The organism is Malonomonas rubra DSM 5091, assembly GCF_900142125.1.
Lineage (GTDB): Bacteria > Desulfobacterota > Desulfuromonadia > Desulfuromonadales > Geopsychrobacteraceae > Malonomonas > Malonomonas rubra.
The window spans coordinates 80,478-97,336 of record NZ_FQZT01000006.1 but is presented as its reverse complement, the minus strand read 5'-3'; the positions used below and the strand labels follow the sequence as shown (position 1 = coordinate 97,336).

The window sequence follows — 16,859 nt, the reverse complement described above, 5'->3', positions numbered from 1 at the left end:
CTCCCATCAAGTCAGGAACAAAGCGGCCCTATAGCCGCCAAAAAAAATCGATATTGGCAGCCACTTCAGCTTCCTGCGGGGTCATGGCACAGGTCATTGAAAGCGGCAGAATCATGTCGGTGGCAGAAAATTCAAGAGCAAAGCCGCCTTCATCGCAGCGGACCGGGTGGGCGACAAAGCGAATTAAAAAACGGGATTCAACCTGCTGCCGAGCAAACAGGGAAATCTCGTAATAAACACTGGCCAGCAGCTCGGATCGTTTGCTCCATTGCGCAGTACCGCTGACATATGCACCTTTGGCGGAAAGATTTTTTGTTAATGACAGTTGGCTGGTCGAAGAGGCGTCTTTGTCCAGGGAGGACAATAGAATAGGGCAGTTCAGGGAGTATCGTTCGATCTGGCGTAAATGTGCCTGCAAAGCAAACCCTCCAGCGAAACCGATGATTCAGCAGAATCAACTATCGCAGGAGGGTCGCAATGATAATATCGAGCAAAGGTGTGATAAATTTCTTAACTTGGTATTTACTATGTTTGCAACCTATTTCGTAAATTGCTCCTCAGGAATAAGAAGTTAGTACTAGGTGTTTTCACAGGTTCTTCGCTGCCCAAAGCGCTGCCTGAGTCCTGGAAGGAACATCTATCTTCCTGAAAATATTATAAATATGAGTTTTTACCGTATGCGTACTGATACACAGGTTGTCAGCTATTTTTTGGTTACTCGCTCCCGAAGCGATCAGCGACAAGATGGTTTTCTGTCTTGATGTCAGCGCCTCCAATACCGGATCCGTTGCATGAATATGTTGCATGGAAGCAGTTTGTCGCTCTATAAAGCATTCGCTCATAATTTTACGCGAGACCCAGAGTTCGCCACGAGTAATTGAACAGACTCCACGGATCAAATCTTCGGCACGATCATATTCGTGAAAAATACCGCGGACCCCGCAGATCAGTGCATCCTTCTCAAAACGGGCCGACTTGGGCGTATTAAAGATTGCCAGCAGGTGATCTTTTTTCAGCATATTGCTGACCTCGGAGCAAAGTCGTTCAGTGAGGTTGATGTGTTCTTTGTCGGCCTCCAGCAGAATCAATGGTTTGTTGCCATGCCTGCAACCGCCATCCGCCAATTCATGCAAAGAATCGAACACACTACACCTGGCACCAGTATGCTCTTGGAGAAAAATTGATATTTGTTCTCCTAAGAACCGGGACTTGGCAACGATTTTGACCTGATGCCCCTTGTAACAACAATCCCCACAGTGACCACCCTTCATTTCAATGCTCATTGTCCCACTCCAACAACGAAAATTCTCACAAGTCAGAAAAAATCTTTATGTCCAGCAGTAAACTTTCAAATAATAAAAACGAGTCCCAAAATTAGACTGTCGTACAATTATAGACAGAATGAATGTTCTTTACATTTGCCTTTAACTTCTTTTTTCTCTTTCAGCCCATTCTCCCTGAAACTGGAACTTGTCAATGTTTCATCCGCTTAAATCAACGGGAAAGAAGCGAGCAACCCAAAATAATTTGAGTGGCGCAGACTGCTGACACACCACTGGTATTTTGTAAAACGTATGAACCCGAAAATGGTTGACAAATTTTCTTGTTAAAGAAAATTTTTTAGAAGAGATACGTGTGCAGCAGAAAGCCGCTACAAACTGTTGTCAAAGCAACAAGCCTTGCGTATTACCGGGAGAAAGCCAACAAACAGCACGCTAAACTTCATTAAATAAACACAAAAAAAGGGGCAAAAAAAACTTAAAATTTAAATTTAATAATTAATTATCAGGGAGTTAGACAACTCACCCAAATTCATCCTACAAACTTTAAAGATTAGTGTCAACCGCCTATTCAACTAGAGAAAAACCCTCACAGCACCCAGTAAAAAGTTACTTTACTACCACAAATCACAGCCCCCATTCGACAGCCCACAGCAATCGCTTTTCTCTTTATCTTGGAGAGGATTTGGTGTAGTGGGGGGGGGAAGGCGTCTGTCAAAAACTTTATGGATATACCTGATGACCCGCGAACAACAAGCAACCCTCTACGGCCTGAGCGCTGTGCTGCTCTGGTCAACGATCGCCACAGCCTTTAAGCTCTCGCTGAAACATCTGCAGCCGATCGAGCTGTTGCTGTTCTCGGGCTCTTTCTCCACCTTACTGTTGGCAGTCGTTTTGCGCTTTCAGGGCAAACTGCGGCAGGCATTTCGTTGCAGTAAAAAAGATTACCTGCTCTCGATCGGGCTGGGGCTGCTGAATCCTTTTCTTTACTATCTGGTACTGTTACAGGCCTACGACCTGCTGCCAGCACAACAGGCACAGCCTCTCAACTACACTTGGGCAATCACCCTGTCGTTACTGTCGGTTCCGCTGCTGAAACAGAACGTTCGCTGGCAGCAGTGGCTGGCGCTGATTATCAGCTATTGCGGCGTGCTGGTCATTTCGACAGAGGGCAGACCGTTCAGCCTGGAATTCACTGATCCGGTCGGCGTTGGGCTGGCGCTGGCAAGTACGATCATCTGGGCGCTGTACTGGATTTTCAACACCAAAGACAAACGCGACCCGGTGGTCGGGCTGTTCGTCAATTTTCTATGCAGTTTTCCTTTTGTCCTCGGTTACTACCTGCTGACCTGTGATCTGCGCCTGCCGACCGTTGAAGGGCTGCTCGGCGCGGCTTACGTGGGAACCTTCGAGATGGGAGCCTGCTTTGTCCTATGGCTGCTGGCACTGAAAAAAACACAGAATACCGCTCGTATCAGCAACCTGATTTTCATTTCACCATTTTTGTCACTGGTCTTCATCGCCATGCTGCTCGGTGAAACCATCCTGCCTGCAACATTTGTCGGTTTACTGTTGATTATAGCGGGATTGCTCTGCCAGCAGATCGGCAAAAAGAACAACTGACCTACTCTTTTTTCGGCAAGCTGCCTTCTTTCAGATGAGAAAGGCGTATCTCTTTTTTCACATCCGGGAAGTGTTCACCAAGGCAATCGTTGCAGATACCGTGACTGAACTGGGCTTCGCTGTGGGTTTCGATATAACCTTCCAGTCGTTGCCAGTAGCCTTCATCATCGCGGATTTTCTTACAATATGAGCAAATCGGCAGCAGACCACTGAGCGCCTTGACATCTTCCATCGCTGTCATCAGCTCATCGATCAGCTCTTCCCGTTGCTGCTGCAGTTTTTCTTTGGCGTTCAACTCATCCTGCAACTGCAGGTTTTTGTCTGCCAGTTGACGGCGACCAACCTCGACCATGAGCTCCAGTTTTCGCGAGGTGTAGCGCAACCCGAACCAGAGAAGGATTTCGATAAAAACAAAACCGAGCAGAGCATATGCGCTGTTACTGTAAAGGTTGTGCTGCAATGCCAGATAGGTTTCGGTGACATCGTTTGATAACACCACCTGGCCGATGGCTGTGCGTGCAGGGTCTTTTTCGCCCCAATAATCGCGCAGCGGAAAAGAGGCCAGCCAATGATAAGCACCATCGGTACAGCGGTGCACCTCTGTCCTTTCAACACTGAGCAGAAAATCTATATCGACCTTCCTGAAGAAACTATCGACATGGGGAAAGCTGGCTTCTTCGACAACATAATTTTCAACCACGACTTTTTCCCGCAGTTTTTTCCCCAGTTGTTCCGGCCAGACCATCTGCTCCAACTGCTCCATATCGAGCAGTATGGCCAGGCCAACATTCTGGTTTGCGGCGACATCATTGACCACCCGCTCCAGCAGCTTGGCGAACTCCAGAGTGCCGACGTAAACGTCACGGCCAAGTTCAGCATCATATGCATAAACGGGAGCCACCCCCCGCAAGCTTAAATTGATGCGACCGACTTCCAAACCGCCAACCAGGCTCTCTGATTCATGGGCGTCGATCAACATCTGGCGGAAGGGAGATAATTGGTCGCCATAGGCATCCGGCTTATGCACACGAAGAAACGAAGTCGCCTTGCCCGGCAGGTGGTAATGCATCTGCAGAACATCAAACCCCTGCCCAAGCAGAAACCAGATATCCTGACTGACTGTCAGCAGCTTATCGCGGACCTTGGCTGCGTCTTCTCCCCCAACACCACCACCTTCATTTTCTACTGCCCGACGGCCGGCAAGAAACAGTTGACGCACAGCGGGAAAGCTGGCGACATAGCTGGCCAACTCTTCCATCTTGTGCTGCTTGCTGGAAAGTTCAAGGGATAAACTGGAGCGAACCTGCTTTATTTTCTCACGCAGGCTTTCGTCCAAGGCAGCTTTTTGCTGCTGATGAGTCACAACAACAAAAAACGTCAACGCAGCTGCGATGATCAGTGAAAGGACAACAAATGTTTGTAACGTTTTTTTCATGCAACACCACTTGGTCAGTTGCCTTTCATCATAGCAAAACCGACAAATAGATGAAGCTTTACCTAAAAAATTTTCGCTTCTAATGGGCAATAAAATTAGTCAACAATTGCCGGGACTGCTGCAGATAGTCAGCCTGATAGCGCCGGAACTCCAGCAATGGTGCTTTCCCTGCCCCGGTCTTCTGGCACCAGTCGGCAACCACCTGGTCATCGACCTCCGGGTGAAACTGCAGTCCCCAGGCATTGCGGTAGCGGAACGCCTGGCCGAAACAGTGGTCGGTTTGCGCCAGGTGCTGGGCTTCATTCGGCAGATCGAAGCTGTCATTATGCCATTCGAAACTCAAGAAAGGGTCCGGCAGACCTGCAAAGAGCGAATCCTTGCGGCCTGTAGTGGTCAATTCAACGTAGCGAACACCCCTTTCCTGCCGGCTTTGACTATGCACCTGGGCACCCAGAGCATGGGCCAGCAACTGGCCGCCGAGGCAGATCGCCAGCAAATACCGATCTGCTGCCACCACCGCCGCTGACCAATCCGCCACCCGCTGTAAATAAGGCAGCTCATCCCGCTCATTCACCCCCATGTACCCTCCAAGCAGGATCACCTTGGTTTTAGCGTCCAGCGCTGGGAGCTCACCGCGGTCTGCGTGCCACAAACGAACCTCGCAGTTCATCTCTTTCAGCCATTCGGCAAAGGCCCCCAGGCCAACCTTTTCATCGAACTTTATAACGTCAATCAGCAACTTAGCCTCCAGATGATTAAAATTGTCATCTTTGCTTGATTATTAAAAACAACTTAAGTTAAAATTAGCCTACTCTCACAAAGAGAAAGGAATGCTCATGTCACGTGTAGCGATTATCCTGATTGTCGGCTCGATCTTTATAGTCACCCTAAGCCAGGCTCTTGCCCGTCAGGTTGCTACTACAGGGGACGTTACCCCTCCCGAGCTACTACTCGCCTTCGGCCTGCTCTATTGTGCCATGAAGATTTTCACCTGCTGGCTCGGCGCGCCACGGCCTGAACCTGTCGAGGACGATGAGGACGACCAGCACAATGAAAAATAGTTAGCAATAATCATTCCCGTATCACAAAAGGGCAGCTCTTCGCGAGTTTGCCCTTTTTTTCTTCTACCCTCTCCCTGTAAACGCCAATCCTATTGTATACTTTGTACTCATTTTTGCGTTTATTGTTGAAATCAGGTACCGTCCCGTTCCCTACCTGATGTTTTGAAATTACAGTAAAAAGGACAATTCAGATGAATCTTGCTGAACGCTTCAAGGACAACTGCGGCTTCGGCCTGTTGGCGCATATCCGCAACATCCCCAGCCATCAACTGTTACAAGACGCCATCCAGTCGCTCAGCCGGATGATGCACCGTGGCGCTGTCTCCGCCGATGGCAAAACCGGTGACGGCTGCGGCCTGCTCTGTTCGATGCCGGTCGGTTTTATGCGCAAAGTAGCCGAACAGCAGGGTCTGTCACTGCCGGAACAGTTCGCCGTTGCAACCCTGTTCTTGAGCGACGAAGAGAAGCAGCTCGACATCTTCCGCGAAACCTGTGAAAAGAACGACCTGAGTATCCTGCTGGTGCGCGAGGTTCCACTCGACACCGATGCCCTCGGCGAATACGCGCTGGAGATGCTGCCGAAGATCGTCCAGGTGTTCGTTGTGCCGGCGGCGCTGATCGCCACCCGCCGTTTCGATGCACTGGTTTACCTGACCCGCCGTGAAGTCGAGCGACAGCTGATCGATGACGCCGATTTCTACATCCCCAGCTTCTCGCGCAGCTTGATCTCCTACAAGGGGCTGGTGATGCCGCACTACATCGCCAAGCTTTACCCCGATCTGCAGAGCGAGGATTTCCGGATCAGTTTCGCCATGTTCCACCAGCGCTTTTCCACCAACACTCTGCCTAAATGGAAACTGGCACAACCGTTGCGCAACATCGCCCATAACGGTGAGATCAATTCGATTCAGGGCAATCGCTTCAAAGCGCTGGGAAAGTTCACCGACGCAGAAAGCCCGGCGTTCTCCAAAGAAGAGCTCGAGCAGATGCTGCCGATCCTGCAGGATGGCGTTAGTGACAGTGCCAACCTCGACAACATGGTCGAGTTCATGCTGGCCAACGGCGTCGATTTTTTCAAGGCGATCCGTTCACTGGTCCCCCCGGCTCGCCACAATGTCGCCAACATGCCGGCCAAGCTGCGCGCCTTTTACGAGTACAGCTCGGCGGCCTACGAACCCTGGGACGGCCCAGCAGCTGTCAGCATCACCAACGGCCGCTACATCGGCTGCGTGCTTGATCGCAACGGCCTGCGCCCGGCCAAGTATGTCATCACCACAGACGACCGACTGCTGATCACCAGTGAGTACGGCGTGCTCGGCACCCCGCCGGAGAAAATCCGGGAGCGCGGACGCCTGCAGAGCGGCGAAATGATTGCCGCCGACCTGAAGCACGGCAAGATTTTCTACACCCGCGACATCGACCGCTACCTGATGGATTCGCAGCCGTACAACCAGTGGCTGACCGAGCACACCTACTATCTGCAGGAATTCATCGAGCGCCAGTTCGAGGACCTCTCCGATTATCATTATGGAAACCTCGAAACCCTGCAACGCTACCACAATGTCACCAGCGAGCTGGTCGACCTGATCATCCGGCCGATGATGGAAGAAGGAAAAGAACCGGTCGGTTCGATGGGCGACGACTGCCCGCCCGCAGCCTTCTCCGAGCAGCAGCGCAGCTTCAGTGATTTCTTCAAGCAGAAGTTCGCCCAGGTCACCAATCCACCGATCGACCCGCTGCGCGAGAAAGCGGTGATGTCGACCACCATCGGCTTCGGTGGAATCGGCAACCCCCTGATCGAAACCAAGGACCGCGCCAAACGCCTGAAGAGCATCTCACCGATCCTCTCCAACGATATCTTCCAGGCGCTGCTCTCCTTCGGCGACCCTGACCTGCCCCGCTTCGAGCCCTGCTACAGGCACCGCACCTTTTCCACCTGTTACGCGGAAAACCTCCAGCAGTCACTGGAAACCCTGGCTGAAGAGGTGCTCGCCGCCGTCACCGACGACGCAGTCCGTATCGTCATCCTCGACGATCGTGGTCTGTCACTCGAACAGAAAGTGATCCCGATGGCGCTGGCGGTCGGCTACATCAATCAGCAGCTGCTGAAAGTCGGGCTGCGCCAGCAGATCAACATCGTCGCTTGCACCGCCGAGGTGCTTGAGCCTCATTCAGCCTGCGTCCTGATCGGCTATGGTGCGGTCGCCATCTATCCCTGGCTGCTGTACGCCACTGGTGTACAGCTGTGCGAAAAGAAGCAGATGGCGCACAAAGAAATTCGCCTGCAGCTGAAAAATACCTACGAAGCCCTGACCAAAGGCATTCTCAAAGTGATGTCGAAGATGGGCATCAGCACCGTCTCCAGTTACCGCAATGCCGCCCTGTTCGACGTCATCGGCCTGAGCAAAAAAATTGTCGCCGACTGTTTCCCCGGTTCAGCCGCGCTCCTGCCGGGCCTCGATTTCACCGACCTGGAAGAACGGATCGACAAGATTCACCGCAAGGTGTTCCGAGAAAACTACATGATGCCGATTTACCCACTGGACATCGGTGGCTACTACCGTGACAACCCGGGTTTTGAGTATCACGATTTCAACTCGAAAGTCGTCACCCAGCTGCATCGTTTTGCTGAAGTCCGCAGTCGCGGCGAATACCTGAAATTCCGTGGAATGATCGACAGCCGCGGTTTCCAGTTCGTGCGTGACGGCCTGACCTTCAACAGTCCGAACAAGGCAATCGCACTTGAAGATGTCGAACCGGTCGAGGCGATCACCCGCCGTTTCGACTCCGCAGCCATGTCCCTCGGCGCGCTGTCGCCGGAGGCACACGAAGCGCTGGCCGAAGCGATGAACATTCTCGGCGGCTCGTCCAACTGTGGCGAGGGTGGCGAAGATGCAGCCCGCTTCAGAACAGTGAAAAACAGTAAAATCAAACAGGTCGCCTCGGGCCGCTTCGGCGTTACCCCCGGCTACCTGCGTAACGCCGAAGAGATCCAGATCAAGCTGGCGCAGGGCGCAAAGCCCGGAGAAGGCGGACAGCTGCCGGGCGAGAAGGTCACCCCGCTGATCGCCACCCTCCGCTTCACCGTGCCAGGCGTCACCCTGATTTCGCCGCCACCGCATCACGATATCTATTCCATCGAGGACTTGGCGCAGTTGATTTTCGACCTCAAGCAGATCAACCCGGAAGCGACCATCAGCGTCAAGCTGGTCTCTTCGGAAGGGGTCGGCACCATCGCTGCCGGGGTAGCCAAAGCCTACGCCGACAAGATCATCATCTCTGGTGGTGACGGCGGCACCGGCGCTGCACCTTTCAGTTCGATCAAGGCAGCTGGAAATCCCTGGGAGCTCGGGCTTTCCGAGGCGCACCTGAGCCTGAAAGCCAACAACCTGCGAGAACTGGTAGAGCTGCAGACAGATGGTGGTTTGAAAATTGGTCGTGACGTGGTGAAAGCGGCAATGCTTGGTGCTGAGGGCTTCGGTTTCGGCACCCCGTTACTGGTGATCCTCGGCTGCAAAATCCTGCGCGTCTGTCACCTCAACCGTTGCACCGTCGGCATCGCCACCCAGGACGAGAACCTCCGCGCCCACTACCGGGGTACGGTGGAAAAAGTGGTCAGTTACCTGCAGAACGTTGCTGAAGATGTCCGCGAAATCCTTGCCGAACTCGGCTTCACATCATTGGACGAAGTCATCGGCCGCAGCGACCTGCTCAAACAGCTGGATGACCCCAAAGTGCAGAAGTTCGACTACTCCGCCGTACTACAGCAGGTCGAAGGCATCAACACCAAGCAGAAGCCGAACCCACCCTTTGATGACAACGCTTTCGAAAAGCAGTTACTCGAAGAAGTGATACCCGTCATCCGCAACCCGAACGACGAGTTGGTGGTCGAACGTACTGTCATGAACACCAACCGCAGCTTCGGTACCCTGATCAGTGGCACCATCGCTCGCTACTACGGCGACGAAGGTCTGCCAAAGGATGCGCTTACCATCAAGCTGACCGGTGTTGCCGGGCAATCTCTCGGGGCTTTCCTCTCTCGTGGTGTCAGCATCTTCCTGACTGGCGTCGGCAACGACTACGTCGGCAAAGGGATGCATGACGGCCGCATCATCATCACCCCTGCCATCTACCAGGAAGGCGCTTCTGCGGTCGGCAACACCTGCCTCTACGGCGCCACCGGCGGGAAGCTGTTCGTTTCCGGCACAGCGGGCGAACGCTTCGGCGTACGCAACTCGGGAGCGCTGGCAGTGGTCGAAGGGACCGGTGACCACGCCTGCGAATACATGACCGGCGGAACCGTCGTCGTGCTTGGTGACACCGGCATCAACTTCGGTGCCGGCATGACCGGCGGCGTCGCCTTTGTCTACGATCGGGAAAAGAAATTCATCGACCGGCTCAACCAGGAGCTGGTCATCGCCCGGCGGATCGACGTCGATGACGACAACGAGGGCAAGCTGTATCTGAAGAAAATTCTGACCAGCTTCCACAACCGCACCCGGAGCCCGAAAGCGAAACGGATTCTCGATGAGTTCCGCGAAGAGCTCGCCTACTTCTGGATGGTGACACCAAAGGACATGAAGGCACCGCTGAATCCGAAAGAAGGGGACTGAGATAGCAGGTTTCATCAATTTAGTTTTTTAAAGTTCATGAATTTTAAATTTTAGTGAACAGGAAATACAGACTATGCAAAACTTTGTAAATAGCAACAGACGTGATCCGGAAAAAATTGAAGCTCCAGAGCGGTTGCAGAATTTTGACGAAATTTACCGTCTGTTCGACAAGCGATTGACCCGCAGACAGGCAGAACGTTGCGTTCAGTGTGGCGATCCCTTCTGTACCACCATCGGCTGCCCACTGCAGAATCACATCCCTCAATGGCTGGAAGCGATCGCCAACCGTGATCTGGAACGGGCCTTCGCCCTGTCGAACGAAAGTTCGCCCTTCCCGGAAATTCTTGGCCGCGTCTGCCCGCAAGGCCACCTCTGTGAGGGGGCCTGCACCCTCGACGACGGTCACGGTGCCATCACCATCGGCGCTATCGAAGCATCGATCACCGACCTGGCGTTTGAAGCTGGATTACAATTGCCCTTCCCCGGCATCCGCCACGACAAAACCGTCGCGATTGTCGGCTCCGGGCCAGCCGGTATTTCCTGTGCGCATTTTCTTCTGCGTGCCGGCATCGGCGTCGAAATGTACGAACGTGCCGAACGCCCGGGCGGGTTGCTGACCTACGGCATCCCCGGCTTCAAACTGGATAAAGAAATCGTCGACCGCCGCTTCAAGCTGCTGCGCAAGGTGGGGCTCAACCTGCACCTGCAGCATGCCGTCGGTGAGGAGATTGCCCTCAAGGATCTGACCGAAAAGCACGATGCAGTCTTCATCGGTATCGGTGCTACCAAGGGCAAAAAAGGGGTGGAGGGGGATAATCTGCCGCAAGTCATGCTGGCGATGGACTACCTGACGGTGAAACAGCACCAGCTGTTCGGCAAGGAAGCCGGCCCCAAGTACGACATGCATGGCAAACGCGTTGTCGTCATCGGCGGCGGTGACACGGCGATGGACTGTCTGCGTACGGCCATGCGTGACGGGGCCGAAAGTGTCAGCTGCCTCTATCGCCGTGACATGGCGAACATGCCGGGCAGCAAAAAAGAATACTTCAACGCACTGGAAGAAGGAGTGGAGTTCAACTTCAACATCAGCCCGCGCAAGATTTATGATAAGAAGGATGGCTCAGTCTGTGTCGAAGTGGAGAAAACCCAAATGGGCAAAGCGGGTGATGACGGTCGCCAACGAGTCGAAATCCTTCCAGATACGACCCACTGCATTCCGGCCGATGTGGTCATTCTCGCCCTCGGTTTCGACATGGAAGCGCTTCCCGGCCTGCTCGATGCCGGCGTTGAATGCAACAAGTGGGGTGAAGTGCAGATAGATCCGGAAACCTGCGTCACCGCCAACCCGAAAATTTATGCCGGTGGTGACTGCTATCGCGGTGCCGACCTGGTGGTGACAGCAGCCGCGGATGGCCGCCGGGCCGCGTTTGCGATCATGCGGCAATTGCTGGCCACCTAAGTCATAGCCGCAATATGATTGAAGTCTTCGCCCATAAACGCTTTGTCTGGCTGAGTTTACTGGCCTTTCTACTGACCTTCGCCGTCTGCACATTCATCGTCAACCCACAAATCGACGGAAAAGACGGCTCCGGCCTGCTGGCGTTGCAACTGGCCTTTGACAAAGAAGTTGGCATCAAAATCATAGAAAGCTGGGGCGCAGAAGGCAGAGCATTCTATCAGCGCTGGTCTTTCACCGACTACATCTACGCTGCCGCATACTCGATTTTCCTCGCCTCGCTGCTCTCCAGCCTGGCGGTACGAACCGGCAAAAGTGACGCGCTGATGTTTTTCATCACCCCGCTGATCGCCCTTTCAGCCGGAGTTTTCGACTGTGCTGAAAACTCTCTGGAGGCCGCTTTTATCAACAACCCGGCGACCTTCAGCGCCGACCTCTTTTACTTCCATTCGATTATTGCCCTGTGCAAATGGGCTGCTATCGGTGTCGCCCTGATGACCATTTTTATTCTCGCGCTGCAGTGCCTGGTACTGGCGGTTTCTCAACATCGACAATAAAACAAAATTCTTGGCACAACTCCCGCATCGGGTTTATAAAACCTAAACCCGTTTAAGTCAGGAGTACCGATGCAATCCGATCTCTGGCCCGCAGCGAACTTTCCTTTAAGCGATGCCCAGGAAACCGAGCTGCTCGATTTTCTGCAGCCACTATTCGGTGGCGAACTCTCCCTCAACCGATTGCCGGTTGAGTTGTCAACCGAGCTGCCCCGTCTCTACCTGCCGCTGGCAGCCTGGCTGAACCAGCAACGACAGCAAGGCGTTCCTCTGCTGGTCGGATTAAACGGTTCACAGGGAAGCGGCAAATCGACCCTCTGCAGCCTGCTGAAGTGGATTCTTGAGGCAGCATTCGAGTGTCGCACCTGCATTATTTCCATCGACGATCTTTACCTGACAAAAGCAGATCGCGAGCAGCTGGGCAAAGAGGTTCACCCCCTGCTGGCGACCCGCGGCGTACCCGGCACCCACGACATCCCCCTCGGCCTCAAATTGCTGAGCAGCCTGAAAAACAGCGGTGAAGGTGAGGAGGTCGAGATTCCCCGTTTCAACAAAGCGATCGATGACCGTCTCCCGGAAGAAGACTGGGACGTCGTCATGACTCCGGTCGACCTGATTCTGTTCGAGGGCTGGTGCGTCGGCGCCACCCCACAAACTGATGCTGAGCTGGCTGCGCCGATCAATTTTCTGGAAGAAAAAGAGGATACCGATCACAGCTGGCGGAACTACGTCAACGGCCAGCTGCAGGGGCCTTACCATGAACTTTTTTCGCTGATTGATCTGCAGCTGATGCTGAAGATCCCAAGCTGGCAGATGGTTTATCACTGGCGCAAAAAGCAGGAACAGCAGCTGGCGGCCAAGCAGAGCGGCAGCGGCTTGATGGGCGAGGCTGCGCTGCAACGCTTCATCATGCACTACGAACGTCTGACCAAGCACCAGCTGCAAACCATGCCACAAACCGCCGACCTGGTGATGGAACTGAATCAGCACCAGCGCGTCACGACAATCGCGATAAAATAGTGGCACCCAGCTTGCAATTTTAGATCTCCGACGGCCACTGAGGCCGAAGGAGATTTTCATTGTATTGCGCACCCCTCATCATTTTCACCGATCTTGACGGCACCCTGCTCGATCATCACAGCTACAGCTGGCAGGCGGCCCAGCCCGCCTTACGACAGCTGCGCGAGCGCGGCATCCCGCTGATCCTCTGCACCAGTAAGACTGCCGCCGAAGTATCTCGCCTGCATTCCGAACTGGAACTGACGACCCCGTTCATCGTCGAAAACGGCGCCGCAATCATCCTCAATCCGGCGGAAGACTCTGCCCATTTTTTTGGCACTTCTCATTCTGAGCTGATCGATCTGGTGCAGCAACTGCGTCAGGAACGAGACTATCGCTTCACCGGTTTCAGCGATATGTCGGTTGCTGACGTGGTTGCTGTCACCAGTCTTGATGCCGATCGCGCCAAGCTGGCCAAACAGCGCCTCTGCTCGGAACCGATCCTTTGGGAGGATGACGAAGAAGCGTTGCAGAAGTTCCAGCAGGATCTCGCCGAGCAGAATCTGCAGTTGCTGCGGGGAGGCCGCTTTTATCATGTCTTGAGCAAAGATGCGGATAAAGGGACTGCGTTACGCTGGCTGCTGGCCAACTACCCGGGCAAAGAAGGTTGCAGCTGGCACAGCATTGCCCTCGGCGACGGGCCGAATGATCAATCGATGCTGGAAGCTGCCGACCTTGCAATCGTTATCCCTTCAGCCACTGGCCTTTCACCGAAACCGAGCAATGTCACCGTTATTCATGCCGAGGAGATGGGTCCGATCGGTTGGAACCGCACCCTGCTTGAGATCCTCAAATAAAGGAGCAAACCAATGGCTGATTTTTTCCAGAATGGCGTCATCACAACTTTACACAATCTGACCGACCGCCCCCTCGACGAACTTGAATCGGAGCTGCAGAAATTCTCCGGCCGGCGGCCGATGAGCCTGGTGCTGCCGTCTCTCTTCTCCGAACTGGAAGGCCCGGCGCTGGGTCCGATACTCGATGACCTGAAGCATGCTTGCTACCTGGGCGAGATCGTCATCGGTCTGGATCGCGCCGATGAAAAGCAGTTCAACTATGCCAAGGAATACTTTGCCAGGCTGCCGCAGGAACACCGCATCCTCTGGAACGACGGTCCTCGCTTGCGCGCCGTTGACAAAATGTTGGCAGATAAAGGGCTGGCACCGACCGAGCCGGGAAAGGGGCGCAACGTCTGGTACTGCTTCGGCTACGTACTCGCTTCAGGGCGCAGCCGGGCGGTGGCGCTGCACGATTGCGATATCGTCACTTACCAGCGCGATATGCTGGCACGGCTGATCTATCCAGTTGCCAACCCGGCCTTCAACTACCAGTTCTGTAAAGGTTTCTATTCGCGGATAGCGAATGGCAGCCTCAACGGTCGCGTCTGCCGCCTGCTTGTCACGCCGCTGTTACGCTCGCTGCAGAAAGTGGTCGGACACTCCGATTATCTCGAATACCTCGACAGCTTCCGCTATGCGCTGGCCGGTGAATTTTCCATGCGCGTTGACGTTCTCAACGACTTGCGCATCCCGAGCGACTGGGGGCTGGAGATCGGCCTGCTGTCAGAAATGTACCGTAACTACACCCGTAGCCGCGTCTGCCAGGTCGATATTGCCGATGTCTATGACCACAAGCACCAGGACCTGTCTGAGGATAACCCGCAGGGTGGGCTGTCACGCATGAGTACCGACATCACCAAGGCGGTTATCCGCAAACTGGCAACCCAGGGCAATGTTTTCTCACTGGAAACCTTCCGTACGGTAAAAGCGACCTACTTCCGCGAAGCGCTCGATTTTGTCGAGAGGTTTTATAACGATGCACTGATGAACGGACTGGAGATCGATCGCCACAAAGAGGAAAAAGCGGTTGAACTCTTTGCTGAAAACATCATGCGGGCCGGAGAGTTCTATTTAAGCAACCCGATGGAAACACCGAACATGCCGACCTGGAACCGGGTGATCAGTGCGATTCCGGATATTCTGGATCATATTTATGAGGCGGTGGAGGAGGATAATAAGTAGGACACCCCTCTACTGCAGTCAAAAACAAACCCGGTGGGATGCCATTCCGCCGGGTACTTTAAATCGCTATTGTGCGCAGGAGAAGTCTCAAGATTCCTCTTTATTATTTTCCGGCGAAGCGTCAGCAGGTCCCTGGATCGCCGCCCTCTCCGCCTCAATCTCCTTCTGCTCCAACTCCGTCGCCAGCTTCGGTAGCGGTGTCAGACTCAAATAACGAAATCCTCCCCTTTTCGTATTCTCGATGATCGACATCGGCCCTTTCCGCACCATTTTGTACTTGTAGGAAGAGTTGCCAAGATGAATCAGCACACCATCATACAATTGCGAACCGACATTTATTTTCGGGTTGCTGGTCACCTGCTCTTGCTTCGTCGATGCCTTCTCTTCCGCCTGCAGTGAGTCCCGCTCGACCTCCAGCTTTTCCCACTGCTCGGTTAAGATTGCCAAGCGCTTTTCCGTTGTTTCATCCAGATTGGTCAGTCTCTCCAAGGGGCCGATAGTACCCCGCAAGCGCTCAATCTGCTCGTCCACAACTTTCCGGCGCCGATGAAGAAAATCGAAACGGTCAGCATCGGGGAAATAGACCCCCGCGACAAGCCGCGTTTCCAGCCCCGAAGTTGCTCCAAGAATTTTGGCCTCTATTCCTTCCAACGCGACACAGCTGCCACCGATAATCGATCCACGTTCAACGACAATAGCACCGGTCGCCTTGACATCTGAATTACGAATTTCATTGGTCACCAGAACATTGCCGTGACATTCGACTTTCACCTGGTTGAGAAAACCGGCCTTCAAATCACCTTTGCAAATGACCTCGCCCGTCTCTTTTCCGGCCATGCTGCCGATCTCGACTAGGCCATCCGATTCCAGGCGACAGGCACCGACTACACCACCAACCTTGATTCCTTTGCTCGCTTTGATGTGAAATTCGTCCAACACATCCCCTTTCACCTCAACGAAACCATGGAAATCGATGTTTCCGGTCTTCAGATCGAGATCGCCGCTGACAACCAATTGATCGACCACCGTCAGCACCTGCCTCTCCAGCAGTGCCCGTCCTTCCCGGGTGGCGAAGGCGACCCGGCCATCGAACTTCAGCTCCACCCCTTCACCGGCAACCAGCGAGTAGATGCGACCACGCTCGGCGGGTATAACTTCTCCGTTAACCGTACATCCGGGGATACCTTCCTGCGGCTGGTGCAGGATGCCGATTTTCTGCCCGGCCTCGATTTCGGTGTAAGCATGGCGCGTGCGCAGGTCGACCCGGCCATGCGCATCTTCGATAAATTCCGCTTCGTCTCCAGAGGTCTTCACCATCAGCTCAAACCAGCCATCAGCACCGGTTTTCGGCTCGGTCCCCCTCGCCAGGAGGATCGCTTGCTGCTCGACACCCGATTCCACGGCAGCACAAAAATCGTAAATCGCAGCGATATCGATATTGTCGACATGATGTTGTTTCAATTGAGCGATCAGCTCATAGGCGGGAAGTTTTCTGGGAGGAGAAGAATTCTCAGCTTCAAATGCAGGCGGCTCTGGCTCTGGCTCTGGCTCTGGGGGGAGAATCATCAAATCGGCACGGCATTCCATCCTGTTATTCGCCAGTTGCAGGCAAACACGGAAGCCCGGCTTCTCGATCTCACAAAGCAGATCAGATATAGGTTGTTCATCTTGTTCAGTCATCTCTTCCCCTAACGGACTTAGAGAAGTCTAACCGAACTGGATGTTTTCGCAAACAGTAAAAGTTTTGCTGTTACCGC

General features: G+C 53.8%; 13 protein-coding genes. 8 read left to right on the top strand and 5 right to left on the bottom strand.

All coding sequences use genetic code 11. From position 1 onward, the window contains the following. Positions 1-28: 28 nt before the first annotated feature. Together BUB13_RS09815 and BUB13_RS09810 are read right to left on the bottom strand one after the other, a co-directional pair. Entirely contained in the window at positions 29-418 is a 390-nt protein-coding gene (locus tag BUB13_RS09815) for a hypothetical protein (RefSeq protein WP_072908416.1), read from the bottom strand. 169 nt (positions 419-587) lie between these two features. Next, positions 588-1,283, bottom strand: a complete 696-nt coding sequence (locus tag BUB13_RS09810; protein ID WP_072908414.1) for a response regulator transcription factor — start codon at positions 1,281-1,283, stop codon at positions 588-590. Positions 1,284-2,018: 735 nt separating this feature from the next. Between BUB13_RS09810 and BUB13_RS09805 the strand changes: the two genes are divergently transcribed. After that, the gene (locus tag BUB13_RS09805; protein ID WP_072908412.1) at positions 2,019-2,903 is read left to right on the top strand and encodes a DMT family transporter; all 885 of its coding nucleotides are present in this window, start codon (positions 2,019-2,021) and stop codon (positions 2,901-2,903) included. A gap of 1 nt (position 2,904) precedes the next feature. On the opposite strand, the gene BUB13_RS09800 is transcribed toward BUB13_RS09805, so the two are convergent. Then, positions 2,905-4,338: a cache domain-containing protein gene (locus tag BUB13_RS09800; protein ID WP_072908411.1), complete on the bottom strand. Its 1,434-nt coding sequence runs from the start codon at positions 4,336-4,338 to the stop codon at positions 2,905-2,907. Between the two features lie 79 nt (positions 4,339-4,417). Further along, entirely contained in the window at positions 4,418-5,077 is a 660-nt protein-coding gene (locus tag BUB13_RS09795) for a type 1 glutamine amidotransferase (RefSeq protein WP_084091970.1), read from the bottom strand. Positions 5,078-5,168: 91 nt separating this feature from the next. Between BUB13_RS09795 and BUB13_RS09790 the strand changes: the two genes are divergently transcribed. The 7 genes from BUB13_RS09790 to BUB13_RS09760 all read left to right on the top strand — a co-directional run bounded on the left by BUB13_RS09790 (position 5,169) and on the right by BUB13_RS09760 (position 15,102). Continuing rightward, the gene (locus BUB13_RS09790) at positions 5,169-5,399 is read left to right on the top strand and encodes a hypothetical protein (protein ID WP_072908409.1); all 231 of its coding nucleotides are present in this window, start codon (positions 5,169-5,171) and stop codon (positions 5,397-5,399) included. 191 nt (positions 5,400-5,590) lie between these two features. Next, a complete protein-coding gene (gltB, locus tag BUB13_RS09785; protein ID WP_072908407.1) occupies positions 5,591-10,012 on the top strand; it encodes a glutamate synthase large subunit in 4,422 nt (1,473 codons plus the stop codon). 73 nt (positions 10,013-10,085) lie between these two features. Then, positions 10,086-11,471, top strand: coding sequence for a glutamate synthase subunit beta (locus BUB13_RS09780; RefSeq protein ID WP_072908405.1), 1,386 nt, complete (start codon positions 10,086-10,088; stop codon positions 11,469-11,471). Positions 11,472-11,485: 14 nt separating this feature from the next. Further along, on the top strand, positions 11,486-12,025 hold the full coding sequence (locus tag BUB13_RS09775; RefSeq protein ID WP_072908403.1) for a hypothetical protein: 540 nt from the start codon (positions 11,486-11,488) through the stop codon (positions 12,023-12,025). A 69-nt stretch (positions 12,026-12,094) separates the two neighbouring features. Beyond that, on the top strand, positions 12,095-13,042 hold the full coding sequence (locus tag BUB13_RS09770; RefSeq protein ID WP_072908401.1) for a hypothetical protein: 948 nt from the start codon (positions 12,095-12,097) through the stop codon (positions 13,040-13,042). Positions 13,043-13,101: 59 nt separating this feature from the next. Continuing rightward, a complete protein-coding gene (locus tag BUB13_RS09765) occupies positions 13,102-13,878 on the top strand; it encodes an HAD-IIB family hydrolase (RefSeq protein WP_072908399.1) in 777 nt (258 codons plus the stop codon). Between the two features lie 12 nt (positions 13,879-13,890). Then, positions 13,891-15,102 (top strand): glycosyltransferase family protein, encoded by a 1,212-nt coding sequence (locus tag BUB13_RS09760; protein ID WP_072908397.1) that lies wholly within the window; start codon positions 13,891-13,893, stop codon positions 15,100-15,102. Between the two features lie 87 nt (positions 15,103-15,189). Here BUB13_RS09760 and BUB13_RS09755 read toward each other — a convergent pair whose 3' ends face one another. Then, positions 15,190-16,782, bottom strand: coding sequence for a DUF342 domain-containing protein (locus BUB13_RS09755; RefSeq protein ID WP_072908395.1), 1,593 nt, complete (start codon positions 16,780-16,782; stop codon positions 15,190-15,192). Positions 16,783-16,859 lie beyond the last annotated feature (77 nt).